The 26,221-nt window shown below is 68.0% G+C and carries 24 protein-coding genes; 7 read left to right on the forward strand and 17 right to left on the reverse strand.

Annotated elements, in window-relative coordinates; translation table 11 throughout:
- Nucleotides 1-13 precede the first annotated feature (13 nt).
- The gene (locus HMPREF9006_RS01090) at nucleotides 14-664 is read left to right on the forward strand and encodes a potassium channel family protein (protein WP_034231880.1); all 651 of its coding nucleotides are present in this window, start codon (nucleotides 14-16) and stop codon (nucleotides 662-664) included.
- Between the two features lie 2 nt (nucleotides 665-666).
- On the forward strand, nucleotides 667-1,380 hold the full coding sequence (locus HMPREF9006_RS01095; RefSeq protein WP_009211679.1) for a potassium channel family protein: 714 nt from the start codon (nucleotides 667-669) through the stop codon (nucleotides 1,378-1,380).
- Here the strand turns inward: HMPREF9006_RS01095 and HMPREF9006_RS01100 are convergent.
- The 4 genes from HMPREF9006_RS01100 to HMPREF9006_RS01115 are packed head-to-tail and all read right to left on the reverse strand — an operon-like array spanning nucleotide 1,314 to nucleotide 3,323.
- Entirely contained in the window at nucleotides 1,314-1,997 is a 684-nt protein-coding gene (locus HMPREF9006_RS01100; protein WP_009211680.1) for a DUF3159 domain-containing protein, read from the reverse strand. The genes HMPREF9006_RS01095 and HMPREF9006_RS01100 overlap by 67 nt on opposite strands.
- Nucleotides 1,997-2,377: an OB-fold nucleic acid binding domain-containing protein gene (locus tag HMPREF9006_RS01105; RefSeq protein ID WP_009211681.1), complete on the reverse strand. Its 381-nt coding sequence runs from the start codon at nucleotides 2,375-2,377 to the stop codon at nucleotides 1,997-1,999. Before HMPREF9006_RS01105 ends, HMPREF9006_RS01100 begins: the two co-directional genes overlap by 1 nt.
- 1 nt (nucleotide 2,378) lies before the next feature.
- The gene (locus HMPREF9006_RS01110) at nucleotides 2,379-3,011 is read right to left on the reverse strand and encodes a DUF3710 domain-containing protein (protein WP_009211682.1); all 633 of its coding nucleotides are present in this window, start codon (nucleotides 3,009-3,011) and stop codon (nucleotides 2,379-2,381) included.
- Between the two features lie 9 nt (nucleotides 3,012-3,020).
- Nucleotides 3,021-3,323 carry a DUF4193 domain-containing protein gene (locus HMPREF9006_RS01115; protein ID WP_009211683.1) on the reverse strand — a complete coding sequence of 101 codons (303 nt, stop codon included), beginning with the start codon at nucleotides 3,321-3,323 and terminating at the stop codon, nucleotides 3,021-3,023.
- Between the two features lie 165 nt (nucleotides 3,324-3,488).
- Here HMPREF9006_RS01115 and sepH point away from each other — a divergent pair, with 165 nt between their 5' ends.
- A complete protein-coding gene (gene sepH, locus HMPREF9006_RS01120) occupies nucleotides 3,489-4,670 on the forward strand; it encodes a septation protein SepH (RefSeq protein WP_009211684.1) in 1,182 nt (393 codons plus the stop codon).
- 6 nt (nucleotides 4,671-4,676) lie between these two features.
- On the opposite strand, the gene HMPREF9006_RS01125 is transcribed toward sepH, so the two are convergent.
- On the reverse strand, nucleotides 4,677-5,822 hold the full coding sequence (locus tag HMPREF9006_RS01125) for an alkaline phosphatase family protein (protein WP_009211685.1): 1,146 nt from the start codon (nucleotides 5,820-5,822) through the stop codon (nucleotides 4,677-4,679).
- Nucleotides 5,819-6,370: a DUF5998 family protein gene (locus tag HMPREF9006_RS01130; RefSeq protein ID WP_009211686.1), complete on the reverse strand. Its 552-nt coding sequence runs from the start codon at nucleotides 6,368-6,370 to the stop codon at nucleotides 5,819-5,821. The genes HMPREF9006_RS01125 and HMPREF9006_RS01130 overlap by 4 nt, the downstream gene beginning before the upstream one ends.
- 67 nt (nucleotides 6,371-6,437) lie before the next feature.
- Here HMPREF9006_RS01130 and HMPREF9006_RS01135 point away from each other — a divergent pair, with 67 nt between their 5' ends.
- Nucleotides 6,438-8,906, forward strand: a complete 2,469-nt coding sequence (locus tag HMPREF9006_RS01135; protein ID WP_009211687.1) for a DNA gyrase/topoisomerase IV subunit A — start codon at nucleotides 6,438-6,440, stop codon at nucleotides 8,904-8,906.
- A 58-nt stretch (nucleotides 8,907-8,964) separates the two neighbouring features.
- Here the strand turns inward: HMPREF9006_RS01135 and HMPREF9006_RS01140 are convergent, their stop codons facing one another.
- The 8 genes from HMPREF9006_RS01140 to HMPREF9006_RS01175 all read right to left on the reverse strand — a co-directional run bounded on the left by HMPREF9006_RS01140 (nucleotide 8,965) and on the right by HMPREF9006_RS01175 (nucleotide 19,364).
- A complete protein-coding gene (locus tag HMPREF9006_RS01140) occupies nucleotides 8,965-10,182 on the reverse strand; it encodes a S8 family peptidase (protein ID WP_009211688.1) in 1,218 nt (405 codons plus the stop codon).
- A complete protein-coding gene (locus HMPREF9006_RS01145) occupies nucleotides 10,161-11,639 on the reverse strand; it encodes a hypothetical protein (protein ID WP_009211689.1) in 1,479 nt (492 codons plus the stop codon). The genes HMPREF9006_RS01140 and HMPREF9006_RS01145 overlap by 22 nt, the downstream gene beginning before the upstream one ends.
- A 21-nt stretch (nucleotides 11,640-11,660) precedes the next feature.
- The gene (locus tag HMPREF9006_RS01150) at nucleotides 11,661-12,182 is read right to left on the reverse strand and encodes a hypothetical protein (protein WP_009211690.1); all 522 of its coding nucleotides are present in this window, start codon (nucleotides 12,180-12,182) and stop codon (nucleotides 11,661-11,663) included.
- Nucleotides 12,183-12,473: 291 nt separating this feature from the next.
- Nucleotides 12,474-13,424 (reverse strand): carbohydrate kinase family protein, encoded by a 951-nt coding sequence (locus tag HMPREF9006_RS01155; RefSeq protein WP_009211691.1) that lies wholly within the window; start codon nucleotides 13,422-13,424, stop codon nucleotides 12,474-12,476.
- Nucleotides 13,417-14,883, reverse strand: a complete 1,467-nt coding sequence (locus HMPREF9006_RS01160; RefSeq protein ID WP_034230814.1) for a sugar porter family MFS transporter — start codon at nucleotides 14,881-14,883, stop codon at nucleotides 13,417-13,419. Before HMPREF9006_RS01160 ends, HMPREF9006_RS01155 begins: the two co-directional genes overlap by 8 nt.
- 218 nt (nucleotides 14,884-15,101) lie before the next feature.
- Entirely contained in the window at nucleotides 15,102-16,124 is a 1,023-nt protein-coding gene (locus HMPREF9006_RS01165; RefSeq protein WP_009211693.1) for a GNAT family acetyltransferase, read from the reverse strand.
- A 17-nt stretch (nucleotides 16,125-16,141) separates the two neighbouring features.
- Nucleotides 16,142-17,080 carry a GNAT family N-acetyltransferase gene (locus tag HMPREF9006_RS01170; protein WP_009211694.1) on the reverse strand — a complete coding sequence of 313 codons (939 nt, stop codon included), beginning with the start codon at nucleotides 17,078-17,080 and terminating at the stop codon, nucleotides 16,142-16,144.
- A 163-nt stretch (nucleotides 17,081-17,243) separates the two neighbouring features.
- Entirely contained in the window at nucleotides 17,244-19,364 is a 2,121-nt protein-coding gene (locus HMPREF9006_RS01175) for a DNA gyrase/topoisomerase IV subunit B (protein ID WP_009211695.1), read from the reverse strand.
- A 237-nt stretch (nucleotides 19,365-19,601) separates the two neighbouring features.
- Between HMPREF9006_RS01175 and HMPREF9006_RS01180 the strand changes: the two genes are divergently transcribed.
- The 3 genes from HMPREF9006_RS01180 to HMPREF9006_RS01190 all read left to right on the forward strand — a co-directional run bounded on the left by HMPREF9006_RS01180 (nucleotide 19,602) and on the right by HMPREF9006_RS01190 (nucleotide 21,844).
- Complete coding sequence (locus HMPREF9006_RS01180; RefSeq protein ID WP_050786683.1) at nucleotides 19,602-19,817, forward strand: DUF7455 domain-containing protein; 216 nt, start codon at nucleotides 19,602-19,604, stop codon at nucleotides 19,815-19,817.
- 241 nt (nucleotides 19,818-20,058) lie between these two features.
- On the forward strand, nucleotides 20,059-21,159 hold the full coding sequence (locus HMPREF9006_RS01185) for an ABC transporter permease (protein ID WP_009211698.1): 1,101 nt from the start codon (nucleotides 20,059-20,061) through the stop codon (nucleotides 21,157-21,159).
- Between the two features lies 1 nt (nucleotide 21,160).
- A complete protein-coding gene (locus HMPREF9006_RS01190) occupies nucleotides 21,161-21,844 on the forward strand; it encodes an ABC transporter ATP-binding protein (RefSeq protein WP_009211699.1) in 684 nt (227 codons plus the stop codon).
- Nucleotides 21,845-21,927: 83 nt separating this feature from the next.
- Here HMPREF9006_RS01190 and HMPREF9006_RS01195 read toward each other — a convergent pair whose 3' ends face one another.
- The 3 genes from HMPREF9006_RS01195 to smc all read right to left on the reverse strand — a co-directional run bounded on the left by HMPREF9006_RS01195 (nucleotide 21,928) and on the right by smc (nucleotide 26,220).
- A complete protein-coding gene (locus HMPREF9006_RS01195) occupies nucleotides 21,928-22,215 on the reverse strand; it encodes a ribbon-helix-helix domain-containing protein (RefSeq protein WP_009211700.1) in 288 nt (95 codons plus the stop codon).
- A complete protein-coding gene (locus HMPREF9006_RS01200; protein WP_009211701.1) occupies nucleotides 22,212-22,499 on the reverse strand; it encodes a hypothetical protein in 288 nt (95 codons plus the stop codon). The genes HMPREF9006_RS01195 and HMPREF9006_RS01200 overlap by 4 nt, the downstream gene beginning before the upstream one ends.
- Before the next feature lie 136 nt (nucleotides 22,500-22,635).
- Complete coding sequence (smc, locus tag HMPREF9006_RS01205; RefSeq protein ID WP_009211702.1) at nucleotides 22,636-26,220, reverse strand: chromosome segregation protein SMC; 3,585 nt, start codon at nucleotides 26,218-26,220, stop codon at nucleotides 22,636-22,638.
- Nucleotide 26,221: the final 1 nt, after the last annotated feature.

The raw sequence follows: 26,221 nt of genomic DNA on the forward strand, positions 1-26,221 counted from the left end.
GCACTTTGTGATCATGGGTTGCGGGCGCGTCGGCGCCCGGTTGGCTTCAACGTTGGACGCCGCGGGGCATTCCGTGGCCGTCATTGACCAGGATTCCAAGGCTTTTTCGCGCCTTCCCTCGGACTTCTCGGGCCGTCGCGTCACGGGGGTGGGAATGGACCGGGACTGCCTGCGCCAGGCGAACATCAAGGAGGCCTACGCTTTCGCCGCCGTCTCCTCGGGTGATAACTCAAACATTATTGCCGCTCGCGTGGCCAGGGAGGTCTTCCACGTCGAGCACGTGGTCGCCCGAATCTACGATCCTGCGCGCGCCTACCTCTACGAGCGGCTGGGTATTCCGACCGTCGCCACGGTGCAGCGCACCGCAGAGTCGATGCTGCGGCGCATGCTTCCCCCCGACGCGTCGCTGACGTGGTCGCACCCAACCGGTTCGGTCGCGCTCGTGAACGCGACCCCCTCCCCCGGCTGGTACGGGCTGCGTTTCCCCGTCGTCGAGGAGCTGACGGGCTGCCGCATCGTCTTCACCTCGCGCCTCGGTTCGATCCGCACGGCCTCGCCCGACTTGGTGGTGCAGGAGCACGATCAGCTGTACTTCGCGGTCAACGGGACCGAGACCGGGCCGCTGCGCGACCTGCTCGCGTCCGCGCCGAGGATGGAGGAGTGAGCATGAAGATCGTCATCGCAGGAGCAGGTTCGGTGGGCCGCAGCGTCGCGCTGGAGCTGCTGGCCCACGGCCACGACATTACGCTCATCGATCACACGCCCGAGAAGCTGCGGATCTCCTCGGTTGCTGACGCCGACTGGGTGCTCGCTGACGCGTGCTCCCCCGATGCGCTGCGCGACGCGGGCGTGGCCGAGGCCGACGTGATGGTTGCGGCCACGGGCGACGACAAGGCCAACCTGGTGATCTCACTGCTGGCCAAGACCGAGTTCGCGGTTCCCCGCGTTGTCGCCCGCCTGAACAATCCGAAGAACGAGTGGCTCTTCGACCAGGCGTGGGGCGTGGACGTGTCGGTGTCGACGCCTCGGATCATGACCTCACTCGTGGAGGAGGCGGTCTCGGTTGGCGTTCCCGTCAGGCTCTTTTCGTTCAACACGGCGGCCGTGTCAATGTACGCGCTGATCCTTCCGGAGGACTCGCCGGTCGTAGGCCGACGCGTGTATTCCCTGGAGCTTCCCGCGAACGCGGTGCTCGCGGCGCTGCTGCGTGATGGGCGTCCCATGAACCCCAGCGCCGACGACGTGTTCGAGGCCTCCGACGAGTTGCTCCTCCTGGTTCCCGACGCCGACAGCGAAGGCCTCGTGCGCCTGCGTCAGGCGGTGGCTTCTCCGACGTCGGAGGATTCGGAGGAATCGGAAGGAGAGTCGGCGGGGGCGTAGCCGCGCAGGCCGCGCCAGGTTGCCCACGCGCCGAGCGCGAAGAGGGGCAGCCCCAGGGCCAGCTTCGCGACTCCGAGGGCCGCGACGGCGCCCGCTGCCCACAGGGGCGCCTGGACGGCGACTCGCAGGGCAAAGACTCCCGCCCACATCCACGTGAGCGATCCGCATCGGCGTCGCAGGGCCGCGTGTTGCGGGTCCCTGCGCCAGGTGGAGGGCAGCCCGACCAGGGTCGCGTAGAGACCGGCGACGATGCTGCGACGTGCGAGTGCGGAGGCAGCGAAGGCTAGGGACATCGCGACGTTGGTGAGGATGCCCCACACGAAGTAGTTCTCGCCTCGCCCGGTTGCCGCGGCGAAGATGACACCGATCGCGACGCCGAGGAAGCCCGAGAGCGCCTGTCTGGCGCCCTGACGCTGGATCAGGCGCACGGCGCAGGCGAGCAGTGCAACGGCGGAGGCCGCGACGAGGGTGGGCAGTAGCGCGTGGGTTGCGACGTACACAACAACGAACACCAGCCCGGGGGCGGAGGCCTCAATGATGCCGCGGGTTCCACCCAGGGTCTGGGACCAGGAGAACTCCTCAGACGTGGACTGGCTCATCCAGCGCGGGGTGGGCATCAGCTCTCTCCGCCGATGACGCGGTACAGGGGGTTGATGATGACCATGCGCTCCCCCACTCGTCCGACGGTCCCCTCGACCTCCAGGCGTTGGCCGACGCTCAGGCCGGGGATGGAGGATCGGCCCGGCCAGCGCAATTCCAGGGTATCCGTGCCGTCGTAGAGGGTCGCGACGAGGACACGCTGGCCTCCTTCCTCCGGCGGGTAGGTCATGCCCAGGAGAGTGCCGAACACGAGGGCGTGGCTCCGGTCTGCGATGTCGCGAATCGGGGTGACGCCTCGGGCGGCGCGGGCGGAATCCTCGTCGAGGGCGGCGTCCAGGGACCGCGCATCCTTATCGAGGCCCAGGGCGGCGCCGACGCGTGAGAGAAACGACCCCATGTCAGGCTTCCTGCGCGCCGACGGGAAGGCGGACGGGCAGCAGCTCCAGGCGCGTGCGCGGATGGTCGTCTCGGTGGACAACGATGCGGTCGATGACCTTCTCGATGTCGACGCCGGCCTCCGCATTCGCGGCTGCGGGTCCGAGGATGTCGATGCGCGCGAACCAGCGGTCTCCTTCGCGCCCCAGGATGCGCATCCGCGAGGTCGCCGAACGCCCGTCCGGCATCTGCATGGGCATGTCGACGAGGAGCTCGTCGCCGTAGCGGGTGCGGATGTCGGCAACCTTGGCGTTCTGTTCCTCGAAGCCCTTGCGAATCTCTTCGCGCAGCTCCTCCCACACCCCTCCGGAGCGCGGCGCGGCCGCAACGCTCATCTGGATGCCGGAGTTGCCCAGGACGACGAGGATCTGCAGGACAGTCGTCCCGTCGTCCGCGACCTGGGTGCGCAGCTGCATTCCCTGAACGGCGGGGAACAGGATCGCTCCCATGTCGATGTAGCCTTCGGAGGTGTCGACCTCTCCGTAGTTTCGGGGGCCGGGCTCGCTCCAGATATCGGCGTCCTCGTCGGCAAGGCGAGGCAGTTCCTCCACCTGCTCGACCTCGCTCGGTGCTGTCTTCTTCTTGCGTCCGAACATTGTCCTGCCTTAGAGCGCGCACTCGGTGCACACGGGGGCACCGTTTTCGTCCACGTGGTCAAGCTGTGAGGCGTGATGGACGAGGAAGCACTGCGAGCACGTGAACTCATCGTCCTGACGAGGAACGACGTGAACGGTGAGTTCTTCCTTGGACAGGTCCGCTCCGGGAAGCTCGAAGTTCTCGGCGGCCTCGTTCTCGTCCTCCTCGATCTCGGAGGAGCCTGCGTCGTTGCGGCGCGACTTGAGTTCTTCGATCGAGTCCTCTGCGACCTCGTCTTCATTCTTGCGCGGCGCATCGTAATCGGTTGCCATGGTATTCCCCTTTCACCCTCGAGCCGGATTGCGCGAGTGGCCTATGGGCAGGGAGGATAACACTTGTTCGACTAATGTGCCATCGTATGGGTGACACGCGCACGGCTACGCGACATTGTCAGCATAATTTGAGACGATTCGACCAGGACGTAAGAGGAGGAATCGATGATTGAGCTCGAATTGCTCGGGACCAGCGCCGACGGCGAGTCCCTGGTGCTGACCGATGCACAGGGAGAACGCTACTCGGTGTTGATCTCGGACGAGCTCCGCGGCGCCGCGCGGCGCGACCGGCCTCGGATCGAGGTCGCTCCGACGCGCCCCACGCTCGCTCCTCGCGACATTCAGGCACTCCTTCGGGCGGGCGCGACCCCCGAGGAGATCGCGGCGCAGCACGGGATGGACGCGGGCGCGGTAGAGCGTTTCGAGGCGCCCGTCCAGGCGGAGAAGGACTATGCGCTCACGCGTGCGCGCGCCGTGCGCATCGGCGAGGGAGGGCCGACCATGGGCGACCTGGTTCTCGACCGCCTGGCTGCGCGCGGGGTGGATCCCTCGTCGCTGGAGTGGTCGGCGACCCGCGAGGTATCCGAACCGTGGCAGATCGCCGTGACCTTCGTGCAGGGAGCGGCTGAGCACGCCGCGCACTGGAGTTTGTCGGCCTCGGGCACGCTTGAGGCGATCGACCAGGAGGCGCAGTGGCTCACCGAGCAGGTGTCCTCCTCCCCCACCGCCTCGATCTTCACTCCCCTGCCGCGCGCGGCCGCTCCCGATCCGGGTGGGGAGGATCTGCGTGCCCGCGAGGCCCTCGTCGACCAGCTCAACGCCGCCCGCGGCAAGCGCCAGAGGGTCGAGGTTGACCTGGGTGAGGAGGAGGACGAGGAGGCCGAGTACCTGGCAGCGATTTCTGCGCCCGAGCCCGAGGAACGGGAACCCGAGGCGTCGACTGGCCCAATTTCGGCGCGCATCTACTCGCTGGCCTCGGCGCGCACGAAGGGAGAGCCGAGCGACCAAGCCGAGGCCCCTTCCTATCCTGCTCCTCCCGAGCCCCCCGCAGCGCGCCCGACCCCGGACGAGGCCGCGCCCGGGCACGCGGCCTCACAGGGGGTCTTGCCGTGGCTGTCGGAGTCTTCTTCCCCCGACGCGGACGCGGAGGAACCCGAAACGCCGGCCATTCCGATGCGGGCGGTCTCCCCCGAGGATGCCTCGCCGACCGACGCGGAAGAGCCGCCGACTACCGGCTCGGTGGCCGCCCAGGCGGCGGCTCCCACGCGGATGGCTCGCCCCGCATCGAAGAAGGGGCGCCGGTCGGTCCCCAGCTGGGATGAGATCCTCTTCGGATCGAAGCCGTAGGGCGCCTCAGGACAGGACGACCACCGGGATCCGCATCTCCGCGGACGTGAGGGACCCGTGGATGCCCGGCATCGCGATGGCCGAGGCGCTCTGCGTGCGAGAGTCGACGACTCCGCCTCGTCCGCGGGCGAGGACCAGCAGGTCGCCGATGATGTTCGCGCCGTCGCCCGCACCGATGAGCGCGCTCACCTCTGGCCCGGACAGGATCCATGCCCGCTCACCCAGCGTCTCGCGCCAGCGTTCTTCCACCCGGGCGCCCTGCCCCTCCTCGGCGTGTACGTGGACCGCGCGCGTCTCTCCGGCGACGATGCGCACGCCGTCGCGCAGGCTGGGCGTGTGAGCGACGTCGATGAGGCTGGCCGACTCCACGTTGATCATGCCGTGGTCGGCGGTCACAACCGTGCGCACCCGGGCGGGAAGGCCGCGCAGCAGCGAGGAGAGCCCGGAGTCGAACTCTTCGAGCTGGGCGATCCACGCCTCGGACCCGACGCCGGAGCCGTGCCCCGCGTGGTCGATCTCGGACCAGTAGAGGTAGACGAGGGGCGTGCCCGCGCGCAGCTGAGCAAGCGCAGCGTCGACGCGCTCGCTCAGGGATTCTGCGGCAACGTGGCGTGCGCCGCGCAGGGCTGCCCCCGTCAGCCCCGAGCCCGCGAATCTTGCCGGTGAGATGACGGCCGAGTCAACCTGCCGCTCGGCGAGGCGCTCGAAGAACGTGGGCTTCGGCTGCCACGTGGCGGGCGCGGGCCCTCCCTGCATGGCGAGCAGGTTCATGACGCCGGAGCCGTATGCGACGGAGAAGCCCACCATGTTGGTGGCCCCTGGCCGCTCCCCGGTCCCGAAGGCGGTGATCGCGGCCGCCGTCGTGGAGGGGACCACCGTGTGGATGGAGCGGATGTCCTCGCGCACGCTGCGCAGCACGGGCGTGTGTCCCATGTGGTCGGCCAGCAGCTCGTAGCCGAGGCCGTCGACGAGGATGAGGAGGAGCTGGCTGGCGCCCGACTCGATGCCCAGGTTCCGAGCGGCGCGCTGGTCGGCTCCCGGCAGCGAGGGGTCGATAGCGCACAGGGAGGCTGGGATGACGTCGGTGATGACCGGGTCGGCGGCTCCCGGAAGATCGGCGCCGGGCAGCCTCAGCGTTCCGGTGGCGCTCATTGCGCGACCTCCGCTCCGCTGCGGGTGCCGGATAGGTGCGCGAGCCGTTCGACGAATGCGAGGCCTTCCGCCAGGGCGTCCTGGCCGTCGGCGGCGGCGGAGATGCGGAAGGTCATGTCGTCGGGGAAAGAGGTGCCGGTGAAGCCGTGGTCGGCCACGCAGTGGGGATCCTCGCACTGCGCGGCTTCGATCTCGAGACGCCTCGCTCCGCCCAGGTCCAGGGCGATCGTCATCTCGGTGAGCCCGGAGGCGTTCTCGGGGTCCGCGTAGACCTCCATCGTGGAATATCCGGCGATGTCGCTGGCGCGGCGCACGGCCGTCGCAACGGAGACCGACCCGCCTTCCAGTTCGTCCACGTGCAGCTGGATGATCGCGCGTTCGGTGAGCGAGGCGATGGTCAGGTGCCGGAAGACGGCGCCGCGGTCGAAGCCCGTGTCGACCTGGCACAGGGTGGCCAGGGGTTCGGCGCCTCCCAGCGCCCGACGCAGCGCGCTCTTGACGGCCCGGGGGTAGAAGCCGCCGCGTTCGATACGGATCCATGTGTCCATCCCCCAATTGTGCCCCGAAGCGGCGCGGCAGTCGAAATGAGCGCCCCGCCGCGCAATAATTGCGCGTATGGCTAAGAAGGACCATGTCGTCGATATTCCCGAGGCGGACGAGAACATCTCCGAGATCGATGTCTCGGCGGAGATGCGCGGGTCTTTCTTGGAGTACGCGGTCTCGGTCATCTACGCCCGCGCCCTTCCCGATGCTCGCGATGGGCTCAAGCCCGTTCAGCGGCGCATTCTCTTCCAGATGGATCAGATGGGGCTGCGCCCCGATAAGGGGCACGTGAAGTCCCAGCGCGTGGTCGGCGAGGTCATGGGCAAGCTTCACCCGCACGGCGATTCCGCGATCTACGAGGCCCTGGTGCGCCTCGCCCAACCCTTCAACCTGCGGGTTCCCCTGGTGGACGGGCACGGCAACTTCGGGTCCCTGGACGACGGCCCGGCTGCCGCGCGTTACACGGAGGCGCGCATGGCCCCCTCCGCCGTGGATCTCGTGACCGGTCTGGATGAGGACACCGTCGACTTCGTGCCCAATTACGACAATCAGTTCATGCAGCCGGAGGTCCTGCCCGCCGCGTTCCCCCAGCTCCTGGTCAACGGCGCGTCGGGCATCGCGGTGGGCATGGCCACCAACATCGCGCCGCACAATCTCTGCGAGGCCATCGCCGGCGTGATTCACCTGCTGGATCACCCCTCGGCGAGCGTGGCCGACCTGATGCGTTACATTCCCGGCCCGGATCTGCCCGAGGGCGGGGTCATCGTGGGCTTGGACGGCATCAAGGATGCCTACGAGACGGGGCGCGGCGCGTTCAAGACGCGGGCAAAGGTGCAGATCGAGCGCGTGACGGCGCGCAAGATGGGCATCGTCGTCACGCAGCTGCCCTACATGGTGGGGCCGGAGAAGGTCATCGAGAAGATCAAGGAGAACGCCAGCGCGGGGCGCCTGAAGGGCATCTCGTCGGTGCAGAACCTGACCGACCGCGTCCACGGGCTTCGCCTGGTGATCGAGGTGAAGAACGGCTTCAACCCGGAGGCTGTGCTCCAGCAGCTGTATCAGCGCACCCCCCTGGAGGATTCCTTCTCGATCAACGCCGTCGCGCTGGTGGGCGGGCAGCCGCGCACGCTGGGGCTCAAGGAGATGCTTCAGGTCTTCCTCGATCATCGCCTGGACGTGACGACGCGTCGCAGTCGCTTCCGGCTGGGCAAGTGCGAGGATCGCCTGCACCTGGTGGAGGGCCTGCTGGTCGCGATCCTCGACATCGATGACGTGATCGCGATCATTCGTTCGTCCGACGATGCCGAGGTGGCGCGCGAGCGGTTGATGACGGCCTTTGACCTGTCAGAGGCCCAGGCAACCTACATCCTGGAGCTGAGGCTGCGGCGCCTGACAAAGTTCTCGCGCATCGAGTTGGAGTCCGAGCGTGACGAGCTGGTGGCCAAGATCGCCCAGCTGCGCGAGATCCTCGACGATCCGGAGTTGCTGCGTGCCCTGGTGAAGAAGGAGCTGCGCGAGGTCTCCGATCGCCTCGGAACTCCCCGGCGCACCCTGCTGCTGGCGTCGACGGGATCCCCCGTGGGGGCGGGTGCCGACGACGCCGCGCTGGCTGCGCTGCCGTCGGTGTCGCGTTCTGGCAAGGGCCTGGACCTGCAGATTCCCGATGACCCGTGCGTCGTGGTCCTGTCCTCGTCGGGCGCCCTCGCGCGCGTCGAGGGCGGGGACCCGCTGGAGCCGGGTCCGCGGGCCGCCTCGGACGGGTGGCGCGCGCAGCTGGCGTCCTCGGTGCGCTCCCAGGTTGCCGTCGTCACCCAGGACGGCATCGCGCACCGCATCGACGTGGTTGACCTGCCTGCGCTTCCGCGCTTCGACACGGGCCTGTCTCTGGCCGCGGCGATGCCCTCGGAGTTGCTGTTGCACACGGATTCGGTTCCGGTCGGCCTGTTGGATCCCGACGGCACGGATGTCGTGGCGATGGGCACGGCCCGCGGCACGGTCAAGCGCCTACGCCCGGACGTGTTGGCGCGCGAGGAGTGGGAGGTGATCGCCCTGGAGGACGGGGACCGGCTGGTGGGCTTCGATCGGTGCAGCGACGACGCGGACCTGGTGTTCATCTCGTCGGACGCCCAGCTGCTGCGCACGCCGGCGGCGAAGGTGCGTCCGCAGGGGCGCACCGCGGGCGGGATGGCCGGCATGAAGCTGAACGCGGGAGCCGAGGCCCTGGGCTTTTGGGTGGTGGAGGCTCCCATCGACGCGGTCGTGGTGACGGTGGCGGCGGCGCTGGGGGCGCTGCCGGGCACGGGCCAGACGACCGTGAAGGTCACGCCGCTGGAGTGCTATCCGGCAAAGGGGCGCGGCGGCCAGGGGGTGCGCTGCCAGCGTTTCCTGCGCGGGGAGGACCGTTTGGATGTCGCGTGGGTGGGCACGAGGCCCGGGCGCGCGGCGTCGGTCGACGGCTCCCCCATCGACCTGCCGGCCGAGGACGAGCGCCGCGACGGCTCCGGGGTTCCCATCACCTTCGCGATCGCGTCGATCGGCTGAGGCTGTCCCGGCGAGGGACGACGGTCGGACGGGAACGGCCGCCCCTCATCTCATCGTCCTACTTGGCGTGGTAGCTCGGGCTGGTTCCGATGTGGGTCGGGTAGCCGTTCGCGGGGTTCTTGAGCGCGGTTTCGTCCAGCCCCCGGTAGGTGTAGGAGCTGTCGTTGACGATCTCGGTGGGACTCACGAGGCCGTCGGCGTATTGGCGCACCTCGGCCGGGGTGGGGCTGCTTCCGCCTCCCTTGTCGGCCAGGGGGTTCTCGTCGGGCAGCTGCGTGGGGTCGGTGTTGAGGATCGCGCCGGGGTCGATGCCGCCGTAGCCGGTGTATTGGTTCCACCCGTGGTCGGGGTTGAGTCCCGTCGTGACGAGGAGCTGGAGGAGCTGGTTGCTGGTGGCGTTGGGCCACTTTTGGCGTGCGAGGGCAAGCACGCCGGCGACCACAGGAGCGGAGACGGATGTGCCGTAGGCGGTCTCAGTCTGCCCCGTCGCGATGTTACGTGTCAGCACGGGTCCGCCGACGGCGGCTGCGGTGACACCCTGCCCCCACGAGGAGTAGTCCTGCCTCGCGCTGTCGACGCCGATCGCGCTCACGCCGACGACGCCGGACCATTTCGACAGCGACGTGTCGTCATCGTCCTGTGCGCCGTTGCCCGCCGCCGCGGTGATGATGACGCCCTGGGCCATGGAGCGGGCGACCGCCCACTTGAGGTCCTTCGTGCCGGATTCGCTTGATGCCGAGAGGTTGATGATCTGGGCCCCGTCGTTCATGGCCGCGTTGAGGAGCCAGGGCAGATCATCACGCAAGGATCCAGTCCTATCCTTGCAATCGCTTTCGCTTGTATCGCCATTCATATCTAAGGTGACTTGATACGCATGCAGTGATGCCTCTGGGGCCACGCCGTAGCCCTGCGCCACGAGGATCGACGCGACCCCGGTTCCGTGGCTGGTGACGGCTGGGGAAGAGTTAATCGTGCAAGGACTCTCGGATGCCACCTGTGCCCCGGCAAGTTCCGGGACTCCGGTATCCACCTTGCCGTCGATCATCGCGATGTTCACGCCCTTGCCCGTGTATCCCTTGGCGCGCGCCTGGTCCAGGTGGTAGTAGGCGAAGTAGGACTGGTCGGCGGCGGTGATCGGATCGGCGGCGCGCGCGGGGGGCGCGGGCAGGAAGGCGCCCGCACACGCGAGCGCGGCCGCCAGCGCGACGCCGCCCCCGCTCCCGCGTCGCCGGGCATGTCTCGTTGTCCTCAAGGTCACCATTGGCGCGGGTCCCATCCGTCGTCCTTCCTGGGGGCGGGCGAGATGTCACGATCGGAGCCGTAGGTCTGCGACTGGGGGTTGACGTAGCCGGGCGGGACCCCGTCCTCGCAGTCGTCCACGCGGAAGGGGGTGTACTTGCGACGGTGCCTCTTCTTCTCGTCCTTGCCCGCGCCCGTGCGGGCTCCGCTTCCTCCCATGTAGCCTCCGGCTCCCGGAGCCGCGCCCCTGCCCGCGCCCGTCCCGGGTGCAGCGGCGGGCATCCCGGTCGTTCCCTTCACTCCCGCCGCACCGGCACCCTGCGCGGGGGCGCTGTAGGTGCCGTAGCCGGGGCCTCCGTAGGAGCCGACGCGCAACACGCCGGACGGGGAGGTAAGGCCCGCCGCTCCCATGCGCGCCACGCGGCCCAGGCCGAGGGCCCCCGCCCCGAGCGCGCCGACCCCTCCCAGGCGGGCGGCGAGGGCCGACTCGCTGCCGGGGCCTCCGTTGATACCCCACAGCGGGTGGTAACGATCGGTGGGCGGGGCGGGGGTGTAGCCACCGACGACGCCGTTGGCGTGGCGGTCGCCGTTGACGCGGGTGTGCAGCAGGTCGACGCCCATGAGGTCCTGGGGGTCGGTGATGGGGTTGAGGCGCGAGCCCGGCTCTCCCTCCGTGACGAAGCTGTTGGGGATCCGGGGCGAGGACATGGCCCGGCCGTTGATGTGCCCCTCCTCGTCGAATCCGCCCGGGTAGAGGCCGGAGTTCGGCCCCCGCAGGCCGGTCCTCCCGTAGTCGGTGTCGCGGTTGCCCGGGTAGACTCCCGGCTCGTGCGTCGAGGTGTTCAGGTGGCCGTTCTCGATGTCCCGGCGCACCGACGGGGTCGATGGTCCACCATCAAATCGATTGCCTATGCCCGTACCCACGTGCTTCTTGAGGCTCTCCTTACTGCTACTCATCCCATCGGCGAGCTTCTCCATCGTGGCGTTGGCCCTCTCGAGGATGTCCGCGGACGCAGCTTCCCGCTGGGCGTTGGCCTGGGCGACCATGGCCTGCATGTAGGCCGCCGCTCCGACGGCCAGGGCGTTGACGGGCTCCCCCAGCGGGCCGAGGAACCTGGCGACCGGGACAACCACGTCGGTGGCGTCCAGCAGGGTCTGCAGCCGGGAGTCGATGAGGGAGGGGGACAGCTGCTGGGCTTCCTCGCGAACGTGCTTCATCGCCCGCCGCGCCTCGACGTAGTACTCCATCGCGGCGTTGTGACTGTCCTTGATGCCCTGGACGCGCTTCATGGTCTGGTCGGTCCAGGAGTCGATCTGGTCGCCGGTCTCGCCGGTGAATCCCTGGTGGAGACGCATGTGGTAGGTCGAGTTGTTGGCCTCGTTGAGGCCGCACACGATGGCGTTGTGGTCGTCGTCGGTGGCGTCCAACGCCGAGGCGCTGTCGATGGCGGCGACGAGGCGCATGAGTCGGTCGTACATGGGGCTGTCAACCATGGGGGTTTCTCCTTGTCCCTCTCAGATGTCCGACGGCAGGTTTTGAACCGGCGCGGTGCCGGGCACGGCGCCACTCGGGGCGCCGGAGCCTCCGGCGGGCGGGGTAGCTGAGGGGCCGCCGGGCGGCGCCTGCGTCGCGCTTGCGGGTGGGGTCGCGCCGGTGATCGGCGAGGGAGCGGGCGTGGGCGCGGAGGGCGCCCCGCCCTGCGCCTGCTCCATCGCGGCGAGGATTCGGGCCAGTTCCTCCTGGTTTCCCGCCTCGGCGGCGGTGAATGCCTCGGCGGCGGTGTCGACGTTGCCCTGGAACTTCACGAAGCGCTTCTTCTGCCGACGCAGGATGTCATCCTCGGCCTCCAGGTAGGATAGGAGCGCGGAGCGCATGGCCTGGAAGCCCCCTTCCTCCGACCAGTATTCAGGCTTTTGCGCCTCGATCATCCTGCCCAGCGCCTGGGAGGAATCCCCGAGCGACCTCCCCCCCCCCCCCGTTCCAATATCTCCGCGTGTCAGCGCGTGTTTCTCGGAGTCGAAACCGACGTCGGCCACTGCCTACCTCCTGGAAGAATTCGCGCCGCGGTCCTTGCGCGGCGCGTCGTGGGACGACAGTAAGCATATGGTCAGGATCGCGAATTGACAAGCTCGCACGTGGCTCCCACGATGTCTGCAACTGCCCCCTGAGTTCCCGACGCCTGCGCGATAGCTTCGCAACGCCCCTGCGACCGCGTCCAACGGCCAAGGCACCTCATGGGGCGGCTCCAGGCGCGGGCGCGTCGACGCATGCAACACGGCGGGGGTCGGCCATGTGGCCGACCCCCGCCTGCTCGTGCGAATGCGCCGTTAGCCGCGCAGCTTCGGATCTGCGGCCAGGACAGAGGCAACCTCCTCGCGCGTGGGCGAGTAGGCGCCCTCGTACAGGATCGTGATGCCGGAGGTGACGATGCCGCGGTGAATCGCGGGCAGGATCTGGTCCCACGACGCCTCGCGCAGGCGCTGCTTCGCCTCGCCGGACCCCAGGAGGTCGGCGTCCAGCAGACCGGAGATGAGGCCCGCCATCAGGGAGTCCCCGGCGCCCACCGTGTCCACGAGCTCGACGTCGAGGGGGTCGACGACGAGCATGTCGCGCTCGGCTTCGGTCTTGATGTACACGCCCCACGGACCTCGGGTGCACACGATCAGCGCCGGACCCGACTGGGACCACTCGCGGATCACGTCCTCGACGGGACGGCCCGGGTAGAGCCACTCGAGGTCTTCGTCCGAGGCCTTGACGACGTCCGCGAGGGCAACGATGGCCTCGACGTGGGGGCGCGCCTCGTCGGGCGTGCCCAGCAGCGCGGGTCGAATGTTCGGGTCGTAGGAGACCGTGCCGCGGATGGCCTGGCGCTTGACCGCGGCCAGGACCTTCTCGCCGCCGGGTTGCACGGCGACCGCGTAGGAGCCCGTGTGCACGTGGCCGACCGTGTCCGGGTCGTTGACGGCGGGCACATCCCACGACAGGTCGAACTCGTAGGTGGCGCGGCCGCGCTCGTCCAGCGAGGCGTGCGCGACCGTGGTGAATTCGGCCGCGTCGCTTCCGGGGGTCAGGGTCACCCCGGCGTTCTGCGCGTGCTCGCGCACCTTCGCGCCGCGCGCGTCGTCCGCGAACCAGGTGGCCAGCTCACAGTCGTGACCCAGGCGGGTCAGGCCGGCCGCAACGTTGAGCATCGAGCCGCCGACGACCTCGACGGGGGCGGTGTTCGGGCGAGTAATCTCATCAATGAGCGCTTCACCGATGTTCACGATCCTAGTCATTCGTCAACCCCAGCTTCTCTTCCATTTCTTCCAGAGGAATGCCCTTCGTTTCGGGCATCACCTTCAGGACCCAGAATAGCTGACCGATCATCGCCAGGAAGAAGATTCCGAAGGCGAAACCTCCGCCCAGCTTATCGGTGAGCACGGGGAACGCGTAGGTGGTGACGAAGGCGAACACCCAGTGCGTGAGCGACCCCAGAGACTGGCCGCGGGCGCGCACGCGGTTGGGGAAGATCTCCGAGATGAACACCCAGATGACCGAGCCCTGACCGAAGGCGTGCGAGGCGATGAAGGCGAGCAGGCCGACAAGGATCAGCCACACCGGAACGGCGCTGCCTTCTGCGAAGGCACCCCCCTTGTAGGCGAACATGATTGCCGACAGGAAGCCAAGCGAGATGAGGTAGCCGATGGAGCCGACGATCATGAGCTGGCGTCGGCCCAGCTTGTCGATGACGGTGAGGGCAGCCATCGTGGCGATCAGGTTCATGAGGCCGACGATGACGGAAGCGACGTAGGGGAATGCCGCGCCGAGCACCTCCTCGCCGCCGGCGAGCTTCATAACCTTGGGAGCGTAGTAGAGGATCGCGTTGATGCCGGAGAGCTGGTTGAACATCGCGATGCAGAAGGCCATGAGGATGACCTTGCGATAGCGGCGCGTGAAGAAGGCAACCTTGCCGCCGGAAGCGTCCTCGGCGATCTGGGCCTTTATCTCGGCGATCTGCTCGTCGGACTCTGCCTGAGAGGTGGTGAGGCGTTCAGAAATCTTCACGGCCCGCTCCTCGCGACCGTGGGCCAGGAGCCAGCGAGGCGTCTCGGGGACGGTCGCCAGGAAGATGAGGAAGAAGACGGCCGGGACGGCCATGACGCCGAGCATCCAACGCCAGGCGATGTCCTCGTGTGCGATCTCGCGGATGATTGCGTTGGAGGCGTAGGCCAGGAGGATACCGAAGACGATGTTGAACTGGACCAAGCCGACCAGGCGCCCGCGCACGCGAGCGGGGGCGATCTCGGCGGTGTAGATGGGAGCGACCACGGAGGACAGCCCGACGCCGATGCCGCCGAGGAAGCGGAACAGCATGAAGAACGTGATCGGGAAGGAGGAAGATGCCTCGAATTTTCCGTCCCCAAGCGGGGTCAGCGTCGGAAGTGGGGCCAGGGCGGTCGCCAGGGCACCGACGCCGAAGAGAATGCCGATCCAGAAGAGAACGGGCTTACGGCCGAAGCAGTCGGCGAGCTTACCGGCGATGATCGCGCCGATGATCGTTCCGATGGTCGCGATAGCGACGATCATGCCCTCGCCCGTGGAGGATAGGGCATACAGCTTGGTGAGTTTCTCTTCCGCACCGGAGATAACGGCCGTGTCAAAGCCGAAGAGCAGACCGCCGAGGGAGGCGACGATGGCACTTCGAATGACCAATGGCGGAATGGATGTGGGTGGTGCTGACGGCTTCGTGGTCATGCTGGCTCCGCACTGTGGGTTGGGGACGCGCGTGGCGCCGAGGCGACTGGGGGCCTCTGGTGCGAGCCTAGAAAACTAATTGGTCAGACAATTAGGACCTCTGCGGGATATTCCCCCGCATGGCGCCGGTTACCAACAACGCGCCGACCCAAACTTAAAAACTGTAAGCTCTTACACAGGGATGGCCTCCAAAATGCATCCACTATGTGAAACGAGCGTCACACCTCGATCGCGTAGAGCCGCGTCTGCCCGACCGTGCGGAAACCCAGATAGTCGTACACGGCGAGCACACCCGTGTGGTTGGCCGAGCCCACCCCCGTCGCGGCGCGGTCCATGCCGTCGCGGCGCTGGGCCCACATCGAGGCCAGGATCAACGCGTCGGCGACACGGCTGTCGCGCCACGCGGACAGGACACCGAGCTGGTCGATGTAGCCCTCGCGCCACCCCAGGGCAGCCCAGTCCTGCTCGTAGCGCGAGGCCAGCAGGAAGCCGGCGACGCGCGGGCGATCGCCCGTGCGATCCACGGCGACGAATGACCACTCGGGGGCGAACGCGGTGCGCCCGTGCATCCACTGTTCCTGGGTGAGCGGGGGGCGCCCCCACTCGGACTCGTTGAGCCGGTTCGCGGCGCGCAGCGCGGGTTCCTCCCACTGCGGGCCCCACGCCTCGATGCTCATGTAGGATCCCAGGTCGGGCACGGGCGGCAGGTCGGCCAGCGACGCGCGCAGCTCGTAGTAGGTGCGCGCCCAGCGGAAGCCGTGAACCTTAAGCTGCGCCTCGAGGTCATCCTGGCCGGACTCCACGTGGCAGGTGATCTGGGCGGGGCCGTCCCCCTCCACCTCGGAGAGCATCTGGCGGGCCGTCCCCTCCTGCCAGTCCACGATCGAGCTGCCCAGGCCGATGCATCGGAAGTCGGGGTCAACCCCACCCACGCACACGCACTCGGCGCGGCCGGGAAAGCGCAGGACCACCTGGGCGAAGGCGACCATGCGTCCGGCCCCCAGGCCTCGTCTCACGATGCCCACGAGGCCTCTCCACTGCGAGGCCGAGGAGAGCATTTCCTCCACCTCCTCCGCGCTGGTGCGGTAGGGAGGGTTGTCGCGGGCCTCCATGCGGGCAAAGAGCGCGGCCAGGGCGCCGTGGTGTGCCCCCGTCAGGGGCTCCCACTCGATGCCGTGATGTTCACCCGGCAGGGGAACGAACTCGGGGGCATCGGCTCGCTGCGCGAGGGGAATGCTCATGCTCGCCTCCTTCCGGGCTATTGGTTGATCGTGTAGTAGACCTCGGCTGACTCGTCGACGAAACCGAGATGCTCGTAGATGCTGTGCGCGCCATCCGGGCCGGAGAGGTCGACGTCGAGGCCGATGCGTGAGACCCCCGAGGCCGATGCGGCGGCGACCGTGTTCCCCACGAGCGCGCTGGCGACCGACCGGCCCCGGTGTGCCTCGGCGACGCCGAGCAGGTAGATGTAGGCCTCGGGGCGGCCCGTTGCCACCCAGCGCTGGGCGGGGCGCCCCGTCATCGCGTAGCCGACGACGTCGCCGCCTGCGTCCACGGCGACGAAGGACCAGCGCGGGTCGAAGTGGTTCATGGCGTCGTCCCACCACAGGGAGCGCAGCGGGGAGCGGAACGCCTGCTGAAATGCTTCCATGTGGATGGCGCGGATCTGGTCTTGGGCCACGCGGTTCCACGGCAGGATGCGGTAGCCGTGGCGGGCCTGCGGCGCGACCTCGCCTCCGGCCAGGTCGCGGTACATGACCTGGTAGATGCGTTTGGCGAAGAACCCGGCGGCGATGTAGAGGCGGCGCCGGTCGGTCATGTGCGCGTCGACGAGGTTGGAGATGGAGGCGGGGACCTCGGAGTCCGCTCCGAATGTTTCGACCAGCATCTGGCGGGCGCGCCCGTCCTGCCAGTACAGGAGGGCGCGGCCAACGCCACGGCCGCGCCAGTGGGGGTGGATGTAGGCGCTGACGATGGCGGTGGCCGCCTCGTGAATGCCGCGCAGGACGCGCACGGAGGCGACCGCGCAGATGCTCTGCTTGGCATCCAGGCCCACGATCGTGTCCACCCAGTCGCGCCCGTTTTCGCCTTCCATCATGTCGGCAATGTCGTCGACGCTGGTGCGGCGGATGGCGTCGTCGTCGCGTTCGATGAGCGAGATCAGCGCGTACACCGCGGGTGCGTCGCGGCCGATCATGGGCCGCCAGCGCAACCCGAGGTGGTTGCCCGGGTACGGGACGGACCCGGGCGGCGTGAGTCGCTGCGCAAGTCCTGTCATGCCGACATCCTACCGGCTGTTCGGGCCTTTAGTCACACCGGCGGCGCACACGCGTGTGCGCCCGGGATTTCTCGCCGGTTTTCTAGGCGTCGATGCGCATGCGGTCCAGGCCCGCAGATTCCTCGACGATGAACTCTCGGCGCGGGCCGACGGTGGATCCCATGAGGAGCTCGAACACGTCCTCGGCCTGGCGCAGGGCCTCCTCGTCGGCCAGGGTGATGCGACGCAGGGAGCGGTGGGCACGGTCCATCGTCGTCTCGGCCAGCTGGTCGGCATCCATTTCTCCCAGGCCCTTGTAGCGCTGGATGGGTTCCTTCCAGGTGCGGCCCGAGCGGCGCAGGGAGGCGAGCTTGCGGTGCAGCTCGTCCTCGGAGTAGGTGTAGACGTACTCGCGTTTCTTGCGGCCCTTGCCCGCCACCTCGATGCGGTGCAGGGGCGGGACGGCGGCGTAGATACGCCCGGCCTCGACCATGGGGCGCATGTAGCGGAAGAAGAGGGTGAGCAGGAGGGTGCGGATGTGGGCGCCGTCCACGTCGGCGTCCGTCATGAGGATGACCTTGCCGTACCTGGCCTGGGACAGGTCGAAGGTGCGGCCCGACCCGGCGCCGATGACCTGGATGATGTTGGCGCATTCGGCGTTGGCCAGCATGTCTGCGGTGGATGCCTTCTGAACGTTGAGGATCTTGCCGCGGATCGGGAAGAGCGCCTGGTAGTGGGAGTTGCGCGCGGCCTTGGCCGTGCCCAGGGCGGAGTCGCCCTCGACGATGAAGAGCTCGGTTTCGGCGACGTCTTCGAGGCGACAGTCGGCGAGCTTGGCGGGCAGGGAGGAGGTTTCCAGGGCGTTCTTCTTGCGGGAGATCTCCTTGTGGATGCGCGCGGAGACGCGGGCCTTCATCTCGCCGACGACCTTCTCCATGAGCAGGGAGGTCTGCTGCTTGTCGTCGCGCTTGGAGGAGGCGAACTTTGCTTTCAGCCAGTCGGTGACGACGCGGTTGACGACGGTGCGGATCTGCGGCGTCCCCAGTGTCTCCTTGGTTTGGCCTTCGAACTGCGGTTCGGGGAAGCGCACGGTGACGACGGCCGTCATTCCGGCCTGCACGTCGTCCTTCTCGGGGCGCCCGTCCTTGGCTCCGACCTTGAGTTTGCGGGCATTCTTATCGATGGCGGCGCGCAGGGTTTTCAGGACGGCCTGCTCGAAGCCCGCGACGTGGGTGCCGCCCTTGGGGGTGGCGATGATGTTGACGAAGGAGCGCAGGTTCGTGTCGTATCCGATGCCCCACCGCAGGGCAACGTCGACGTCGCAGGTGCGCTCGACCTCGGTGGCGCGCAGGTGCCCGCTCTCGGGGTCAAGGACCTGAACGGTTTCGGAGTAGGTGCCGGACCCGGTGATGTGCCAGGTGTCGGTGACGGCGCCGTCGTTGGCGAGCCAGTTGGCAAAGTCGACGACTCCTCCGTCGAAGCGGAAGCTCTCGGTGATTTCCTCGTCGCCGCGCTCGTCGTAGCAGTTGATGGTCAGGCCGGGGACGAGGAACGCGGTCTGGCGGGCGCGCGCCAGAAGGTTTTCCCAGGAGAAGCCCTCGGTGGCGGGGAAGATCTGGAAGTCTGCCCAGAAGCGCACGCGCGTGCCGGTCTGCGACTTCTTCACCTTACCCACCGTCTTGAGGGTCGAACCGTCCACGAAGGGCCTGAAGGGCGAGTTGGGGGTGCGCTGCTTGGAGTCGTCGAACTCGCCGGGTTCGCCGCGGCGGAAGCACATTTCGTGGGTCTTCCCGCCGCGGTCGACCTGGACGTCGAGGCGGGCGGAGAGGGCGTTGACGACCGAGGCGCCGACGCCGTGGAGGCCTCCGGAGGCCGCGTAGGAGCCGCCGCCGAACTTGCCGCCCGCATGGAGCTTGGTGTAGACGACCTCGACGCCGGTCAGACCCTGGCCGGGGACGATGTCGACGGGAATGCCGCGCCCGTTGTCTGCGACGGAGGCGGAGTGGTCGGGGTGCAGGCGCACGTCGATGGTGTCGCAGTACCCCTCAAGGGCCTCGTCGACGGCGTTGTCGATGATCTCCCACAGGCAGTGCATGAGGCCCCGGTGGTCGGTGGAGCCGATGTACATGCCGGGGCGCTTGCGCACGGCCTCAAGCCCCTCGAGGACCGAGAGGTGTCGCGCGTTGTAGTCGGATGCGTCGGTAGGAGTCACGTGGTGCATCATAGGTGCCCGTGTCCTCGTTTGTGGCCCTCTGCGGGCGTGGCGCGGCTTCTGGGACGCTTTCCACGCTTGGCGAGGCATCGGTCGCTTTGCGCTGATGGGCGCTGTTTCGGGGGCACGTGGACACTCGCGGCGGCGTTCCGAGTCTCCCCCACCGCGAACGTTGGGCGGGCGGTGGCCAGATTGCGCCGCCGGTGAACAGGGGTGCGCGGGCGCACTGTCATGGTGTGTGATGGAAACATGAACGCATGGACTCTTGAACGCCCCGCATTGGACGGGCCTCAGCTGAACGCGGGGAATCGCTGCGACGTGTGCGGCGCGCGCGCGTGGGTTCGCGCGACCATGCCCTCGGGGGGTCAGCTGTTCTTCTGCGGCCACCACGCCAACGAGCACCTGCCCTCCCTGGTGGGCTCCGGCGCCCAGATCCTGGACGAGCGCCAATTCATGACCGACTGAACCGCGGCCCCGCCCCCGTGCGGGCGGGGTCGGCGACGAGGTGCGGGCGGGGACCAACGGGTCCCCGCCCGCACCTTTCCTCTCTGTGTCAGCATGCGTCCTGTCACAAATACGCACTTCCTCGGCGATTTCATGAGACGACATCGCGCACCTGTCAAAACTGCCGTGATACAGTTGCGTATCACTGTCGGGCACATACAGTGGTGGACCGATACCCTGCGCCCCCTAATGGAGCTCACACATGAAAATAGCGTGGAACGAAATTAAATGCCAACCAAAGAAGTTCATTCTCATTGAGTTTCTGATCGCCACGCTCATGTTCATGGTCGTGTTCCTCTCCGGCCTTACCAACGGCCTCGCATCCTCCGTATCCGCGCAGATCCAGAACTACGGGGCCGCGACGTACATCTTGTCGACGGACTCCGAGGGCGTCATCCCCTATTCGTCCGTGACGGAAGAGGACATCGAGGAGCTGGAAGCTCGCGGCTTGTCGGACTACGCAGGCCTAGTCATCCAGCGAGCCGCCATCACCCGCAGCGATGACTCCAACACCCTGGACATCACCTACTTCGCGACAGACCATAACGAGGACGGCACTCTCGAGCCCGCGGTCATCGACTCCGACGTGAGCGCGTCCGAGCTCAAGGAGAACGAGGTCATCCTGGATCGCGCGTTTGAGGACGAGGGGATCCGCGTGGGCGACCAGGTGATCGACAAGATGTCCGAGCAGGCGCTGACCGTCGTTGCTTTCGCGAAGAACGGCAACTATGGCTACAGCGACATCGGCTTCGTGTCCTCGCAGACCTATGCGGCGATGCGCACGAAGACCGACCCTAACTACCAGTGGCAGGCTCAGACGATCGTCACCGCGAAGGAGGTAACGGCCGACGATCTGTCCAGCGACCTGATGGCGGCCGGTCGCGAGCAGGTTATCGACAAGATTCCCGGATACAAGGCTCAGAACCTGACCTTGAAGATGATCACCTGGGTGCTTCTCGTGGCCTCGTCGTCCATCCTCGGCGTGTTCTTCTACATCCTGACTCTTCAGAAGCTACGGCAGTTCGGCGTGTTGAAGGCGATCGGCATGCGGATGCGGACCATCACCTACATCCAGATCTCTCAGCTGACGATCATTTCGTTGATCGGCATGACGATCGGGCTGGGCCTGGCGGCTCTCGCGGCCCCATTCTTGCCAAGTACCGTCCCGTCCATCATGACGCTCTCGGACACCGTGATAGTCGCGGTGAGTTTCGTCGTGACCTCGATCCTGTGCGGCGCGCTGTCGCTACTCAAGATCAAGAAGGTGGACCCCATCGACGTCATCGGCGGAAACGGAGAATAAAATGGCGATCATCGAACTGGACAACATCGGAAAGTCCTACGCCGACGGCGACGAAATCCACCACGTGCTCAGCGGGCTGAACCTACGCGTCAACAACGGCGAATTCGTGGCGATCCTGGGGCCCTCCGGTTCCGGTAAGTCCACCCTGCTATCCATCGCGGGACTGCTTCTGTCGGCCGACGAGGGGAGCATCAGCATCGCCGGACAGGATCTGACTAAGCTGAGCCAGAGGCAGTGGACGCGTAAGCGTTTGGAACTCCTTGGCTTCATCTTCCAGGATCACCAGCTGCTGCCTTACATGAGGATCGGCGACCAACTTGAACTGGTTGCCAAGCTCAAGGGCGAGAAGGACAAGCATAAGCGCCACGCGGAGGTACTTTCCCTCATGACAAACCTGGGTATCGAGGAGTCGTATCGCAAGTACCCGCGCCAGATGTCGGGCGGGCAGAAGCAGCGCGCGGCCATCGCGCGCGCCTTCATAGGCAACCCGCAGCTAATTTTGGCCGATGAGCCGACGGCGAGCCTGGACCCGGATCGCGGCCAGGAGATCGCGCAGCTGATCAGCAAGGAAGTCAAGTCCACCCACAAGTGCACCATCATGGTGACCCACGATCGCTCGATCCTGCCCTACGTGGACACGATCTACGAACTCAAGCACGGCACGCTGACAAGGCTCGCGGCCTGAGCGCGTCGGGTGCTCCACGCACATAGCAGCGGCGGTGACGGTGCGGATCTCCTGGGCTCTGCTTTCAGGAGATCCGCACTGCTTTATGCCTTCAGCGCCAGCAGGCCGTCAGAAATGAAACGACGCACAAGCTCACTGCGAGTTTGTCCGAGTTCCCCTGCCACCTCGTCAAGCTCGCGGACTAAGGATTCAGGAAGGCGTGTGCCGACCGGCATTGTATCCTCGCCAAACAGCGGCGGACGCCCCGGGAGAACCTTCCACGCTCCGTCACACTCGCCTGCTTCGAAGCGCTGCGCATCTGCTTCAAGATCAGCATCAGTGACCGTCATTCCTCCCGCGAGACGGTAGGTTCCCTCTGTTTTCTTGCTCATTGCCCTCTCCTCTCAAGTCCAAATATCTCTGTCATCATTTTCTTTGAAGGCGGAGTCATCGCGTGATAGATGAGAATGCTGCCGTCTTCCTGGAGCGCGGCAAGGAGTTCGAGCAGCCTCCCGTTCCTGTCGTATCCCAGCGCAGCGTATGCGGGCCAGTACGGAGAGTCCACGCGTTCGGCACACTCGACTGCATACACCCAGGCATGAATCGCATCTTCCTCCTCGATCTCAGGATGACGCGCGCTCACACGTGGATGCACAACAACCGGCACTTCCATCATCGCCTCACCTCCCCGCGATCATGCTGCCAATTTCGTTAACAAAATTCTAACACTGCCCTCACGGGGCCGCTGGTCAATGCAATCGAAGGTCGAACGAAGCCAGGGAGGCGACCGCCGACCCGAAAGGGCTTCTCCCCTAGTCCGCCAAGCGCTGGGACACCACCGTCGTGACGCCGTCGCGCATCGTGACGCCGTAGAGGGCGTCGGCGATCTCCATCGTGCGTTTCTGGTGCGTAATCACGATCAGCTGGGAGGTCTGCTGCAGCTCCTTGAAGATGGCGAGCAGGCGCGTCAGGTTCACGTCGTCCAGGGCTGCCTCAACCTCGTCCATCACGTAGAACGGGGAGGGGCGCGCCTTGAAGATCGCCACCAAGAAGGCAATGGCCGCCAGGGAGCGCTCCCCGCCCGACAGGAGCGAGAGACGCTTGACCTTCTTGCCGGCCGGCCGCGCCTCGATCTCGATGCCGGTGGAGAGCATGTCGTCCGGCTCGGTGAGCACCAGGTCGCCGTGACCGCCGGGGAAGAGCACACCGAACACGTGCTCGAATTGCTCGCGCGTCGAGGCAAAGGCCGACGCGAAGGACTCCTGCACCAGGCGGTCCACGTCCGCCACGATGCGCAGCAGGTCCGCCTTCGACTTCTTCAGGTCCTGGACCTGGTCCACCAGGAACTTGTGCCGCGCGGCCAGCGCCTCGTGCTCCTCAAGCGCCAGCGGGTTCACGCGTCCCAGCTTCTCCAGCTCCCGCTGCGCCTTGGCAAGCGCCCGCTCCTGTTCCGCGCGCACGTACGCGCTCGGCTCGGCCCCCACCGCCTCCTCCACCTTGTCGGGATCCAGGGGAAGCACCGGCACCATCACCTGCGGCCCAAACTCCTCCAGGAGCTGGTCCGGTTCCAGCGACAGCTCCTCCAGGGCGCGCCTCTGCACGTCCTCCACGCGCAATCGCGTCTGCTCCACGGCGAGCTGCTCCCGGTGGGCAGCACTGGCCGCCTCGGCCAGCTCCGCGCCCATCGCGTCAATCGCCCGGCGTGCATCCGACACCTCCTGGGAGACCTCCACGCGTCGCTCGCTCAGACGGTCGCGCTCGGACGCCGCCCGCTCAAGCGCCCGCTCCGCCGCCTCCAAGGCCACGCGCGCCGCCGCCTCCACATCCGAGGCCGTGGCCAGCTCCGCCTTGCGCGCCGCCTCGCGCGCCGCATAGCGGGAGCGTTCCTCCCGCTCGGCTGCCGCCGCCTGGCGCAGGGACCGGGCGCGCGAGGACGCACGCCTGGACTGTTCCTCGAGCGCACGCAAGGCAAGGCGCGCCTCGTTCTCCGCCTCCCGCGCCTCGCGCGCCGCGCGCGAGGCGCCCTGCGCGCCCGCCTGCGCGTCCTCCAGGGATTCGGGGGGACCCGCCGTGTCGGCGCCCTCGAGGCGTGCTCGCGCGGCCACCTCCCGTTCGCGCGCCCACTCGACCTGCTCGTCGGCCCGGCGCGCGGAGTCTCGAGCGCGCTCAGCCTCGGCGCGCGCCGCCTGCGCCGCCGACTGCGCGCGGGCCAGTACCTCGGCCTCCTTGGCCCGCTGCGCGTCCTCCTCGCGCAGGGCCTTCAGGGCGTCGTTCGCCTCCCTGATGCGCTGATCCAGGTCGGCGTTGGCCTCATCGAGGCGCGCGGACACCTCCGCCATACGCCGCCCGGCCTGCCCAGCCTGGCGATCGGCCTCCTCGTAGTCGGCGCGCACTGACAGCACGGACGAGGCCTGGCGGCCTCCCTCTATCGACCAGGGACGCAGCACATCCCCGTCTCTCGTGACGACCGCGCGCACGCCCGGCAGGGCGAGCACGCACTCCGCCTGCTCCCTATCGCAGGAGACGACCCCGTCGAGGAGGCACGCGAGCTGGGCGGCCGCGCCCTCGCACGAGGCCACCGAGGCAAGCCACACGGCGCCCTCCGGCAGGTCGGGAAGGCGGGAAGGGTCCGCTCCGCTCGGTGCGGGTGCATCGCCTCGCCGCTGCCCCTCCTGCGCAGCGACGACGAGCCTGAGGGAACGCCCCGCGGCGCGCGCCTGCTCCAGCTCGCCCATCCCCCGGTCCAGGGAGTCGACGACGGCGGCGTCTGCGAAGGGAGCGAGGGCGGCGGCAACCGCGTCCTCGTATCCGGCCCTCACCCGCAGGAGGGGCGCGACCTGGCCGAGCACTCCGGCGCGTCCGAGGAGCTCGGCGGTGCCGTCCTCGGGGGTGAGCAGCTGGGCGAGCGCATCCCTGCGTGCCTCCCAGCGGGCGCGCTCCGCCCGGGCCTCGCGTTCGACGCCCAGCAGCTCGTCCACGCGGGCGCGCGCTGCGTCTCGCGCCGCCACCGCGCGGGCGTGAGCGTCGGCGGCTCCCCCACCTTCCTCGCCGGGAGCCGCAGGACCGGTCGCGGACGCGGGATTGTCCGCGGGAGCGGGAGCGGGAAGATCCGAGGCCGCCTTCTCCGCCCGCTCGTCGGCGGCCCGGCAGGCGCCCCACGCTCGCTCGGCCTCGGCGAGCGCCGCCTCCAGGCGCGACGACGCGGTCGAGGCATCCCCCGTGAGCCGCGCAACCTTCTCGCGATGGTCGGCGATCACCCGGTTGACTCGCGCCAGTTCACGCGACGCGCTCTCGTCCGCGTCCTCGGCCTCCTCGCGGGCGCGGGTGGCCTCGGCGAGCGCGCTGCGGGCGGCCTCGACCTGCCCGGCCAGCTCGGCGTCCTCGCGCCCCGCCCGTCGGGCCCGCTCCTCCAACGCCTCGGGTTCCTCGCCGCTCGGCGCGGGCTCCGCGGTTGCTTTCATGGCCACCTTCTGGGAGGCGGCCATAAGCGTGCCGCGCAGGCGTTCCGTCAGCGTCGTGAGCTCCTGCCAGTGGGTGGACGCGCGCTCTAGGGCCGGCGAGGCCGCCCTCTCGGCATCCTCCAGGCACGCCAGCTCCGCGCGGGAAGCCGCGATTCGTTCCTCAAGGGACGCCCGCAGCGCCGTCGTCTCTTCGTCCGAGGCCTGGAGCGCCGCCAGCTTCGCACGCGCCGACGCCAGGTCATCCGCCAGCAGCCGGGCCTTCGCGTCGCGCACGCGCGCCTGAATGAGGGAGGCCCTCCTGGCCAGGCGAGCGGCGCGGGCCAGAGGGCCGAGCTGGCGGTGGATCTCGTTGGTCAGGTCCAGGACGCGCACGAGATTCGCGTCCATGTCCGCCAGCTTCTTCAGCGCCCGCTCCTTGCGGCGCCTGTGCTTGAGGACCCCGGCGGCCTCCTCGATGAAGCCGCGCCGCTCCTCGGGAGTCGAGGACAGAATCGCGTCGAGCTGCCCCTGGCCGACGATGACGTGCATCTGGCGGCCCATGCCCGTGTCGGAGAGCAGCTCCTGGACGTCCAGGAGGCGCACGGGCGTGCCGTTGATGGAATACTCCGACCCGCCGCCGCGGAACAGGGTGCGGCTGATCGTGACCTCCGAGTACTCAATGTCGAGCAGCCCGTCGGTGTTGTCGATCGTCAGGTCCACCTGGGCGCGCCCCAGCGCCGCGCGCCCGGATGTCCCCGCAAAGATGACGTCCGCCATCTGGCCGCCGCGCAACGCGCGGGCGCCCTGCTCGCCCATGACCCAGGCGAGGGCATCAACGACATTCGACTTACCCGACCCGTTGGGGCCCACGACGCACGTGATGCCCGGCTGGAGGGCGAGCGTCGTCGCGCTGGCGAAGGACTTGAATCCCCGCAGCGTCAGGTTCTTGAGGTACACC

Origin of the sequence: Actinomyces sp. oral taxon 180 str. F0310 (assembly GCF_000185285.1) — a bacterium.
GTDB lineage: Bacteria > Actinomycetota > Actinomycetes > Actinomycetales > Actinomycetaceae > Pauljensenia.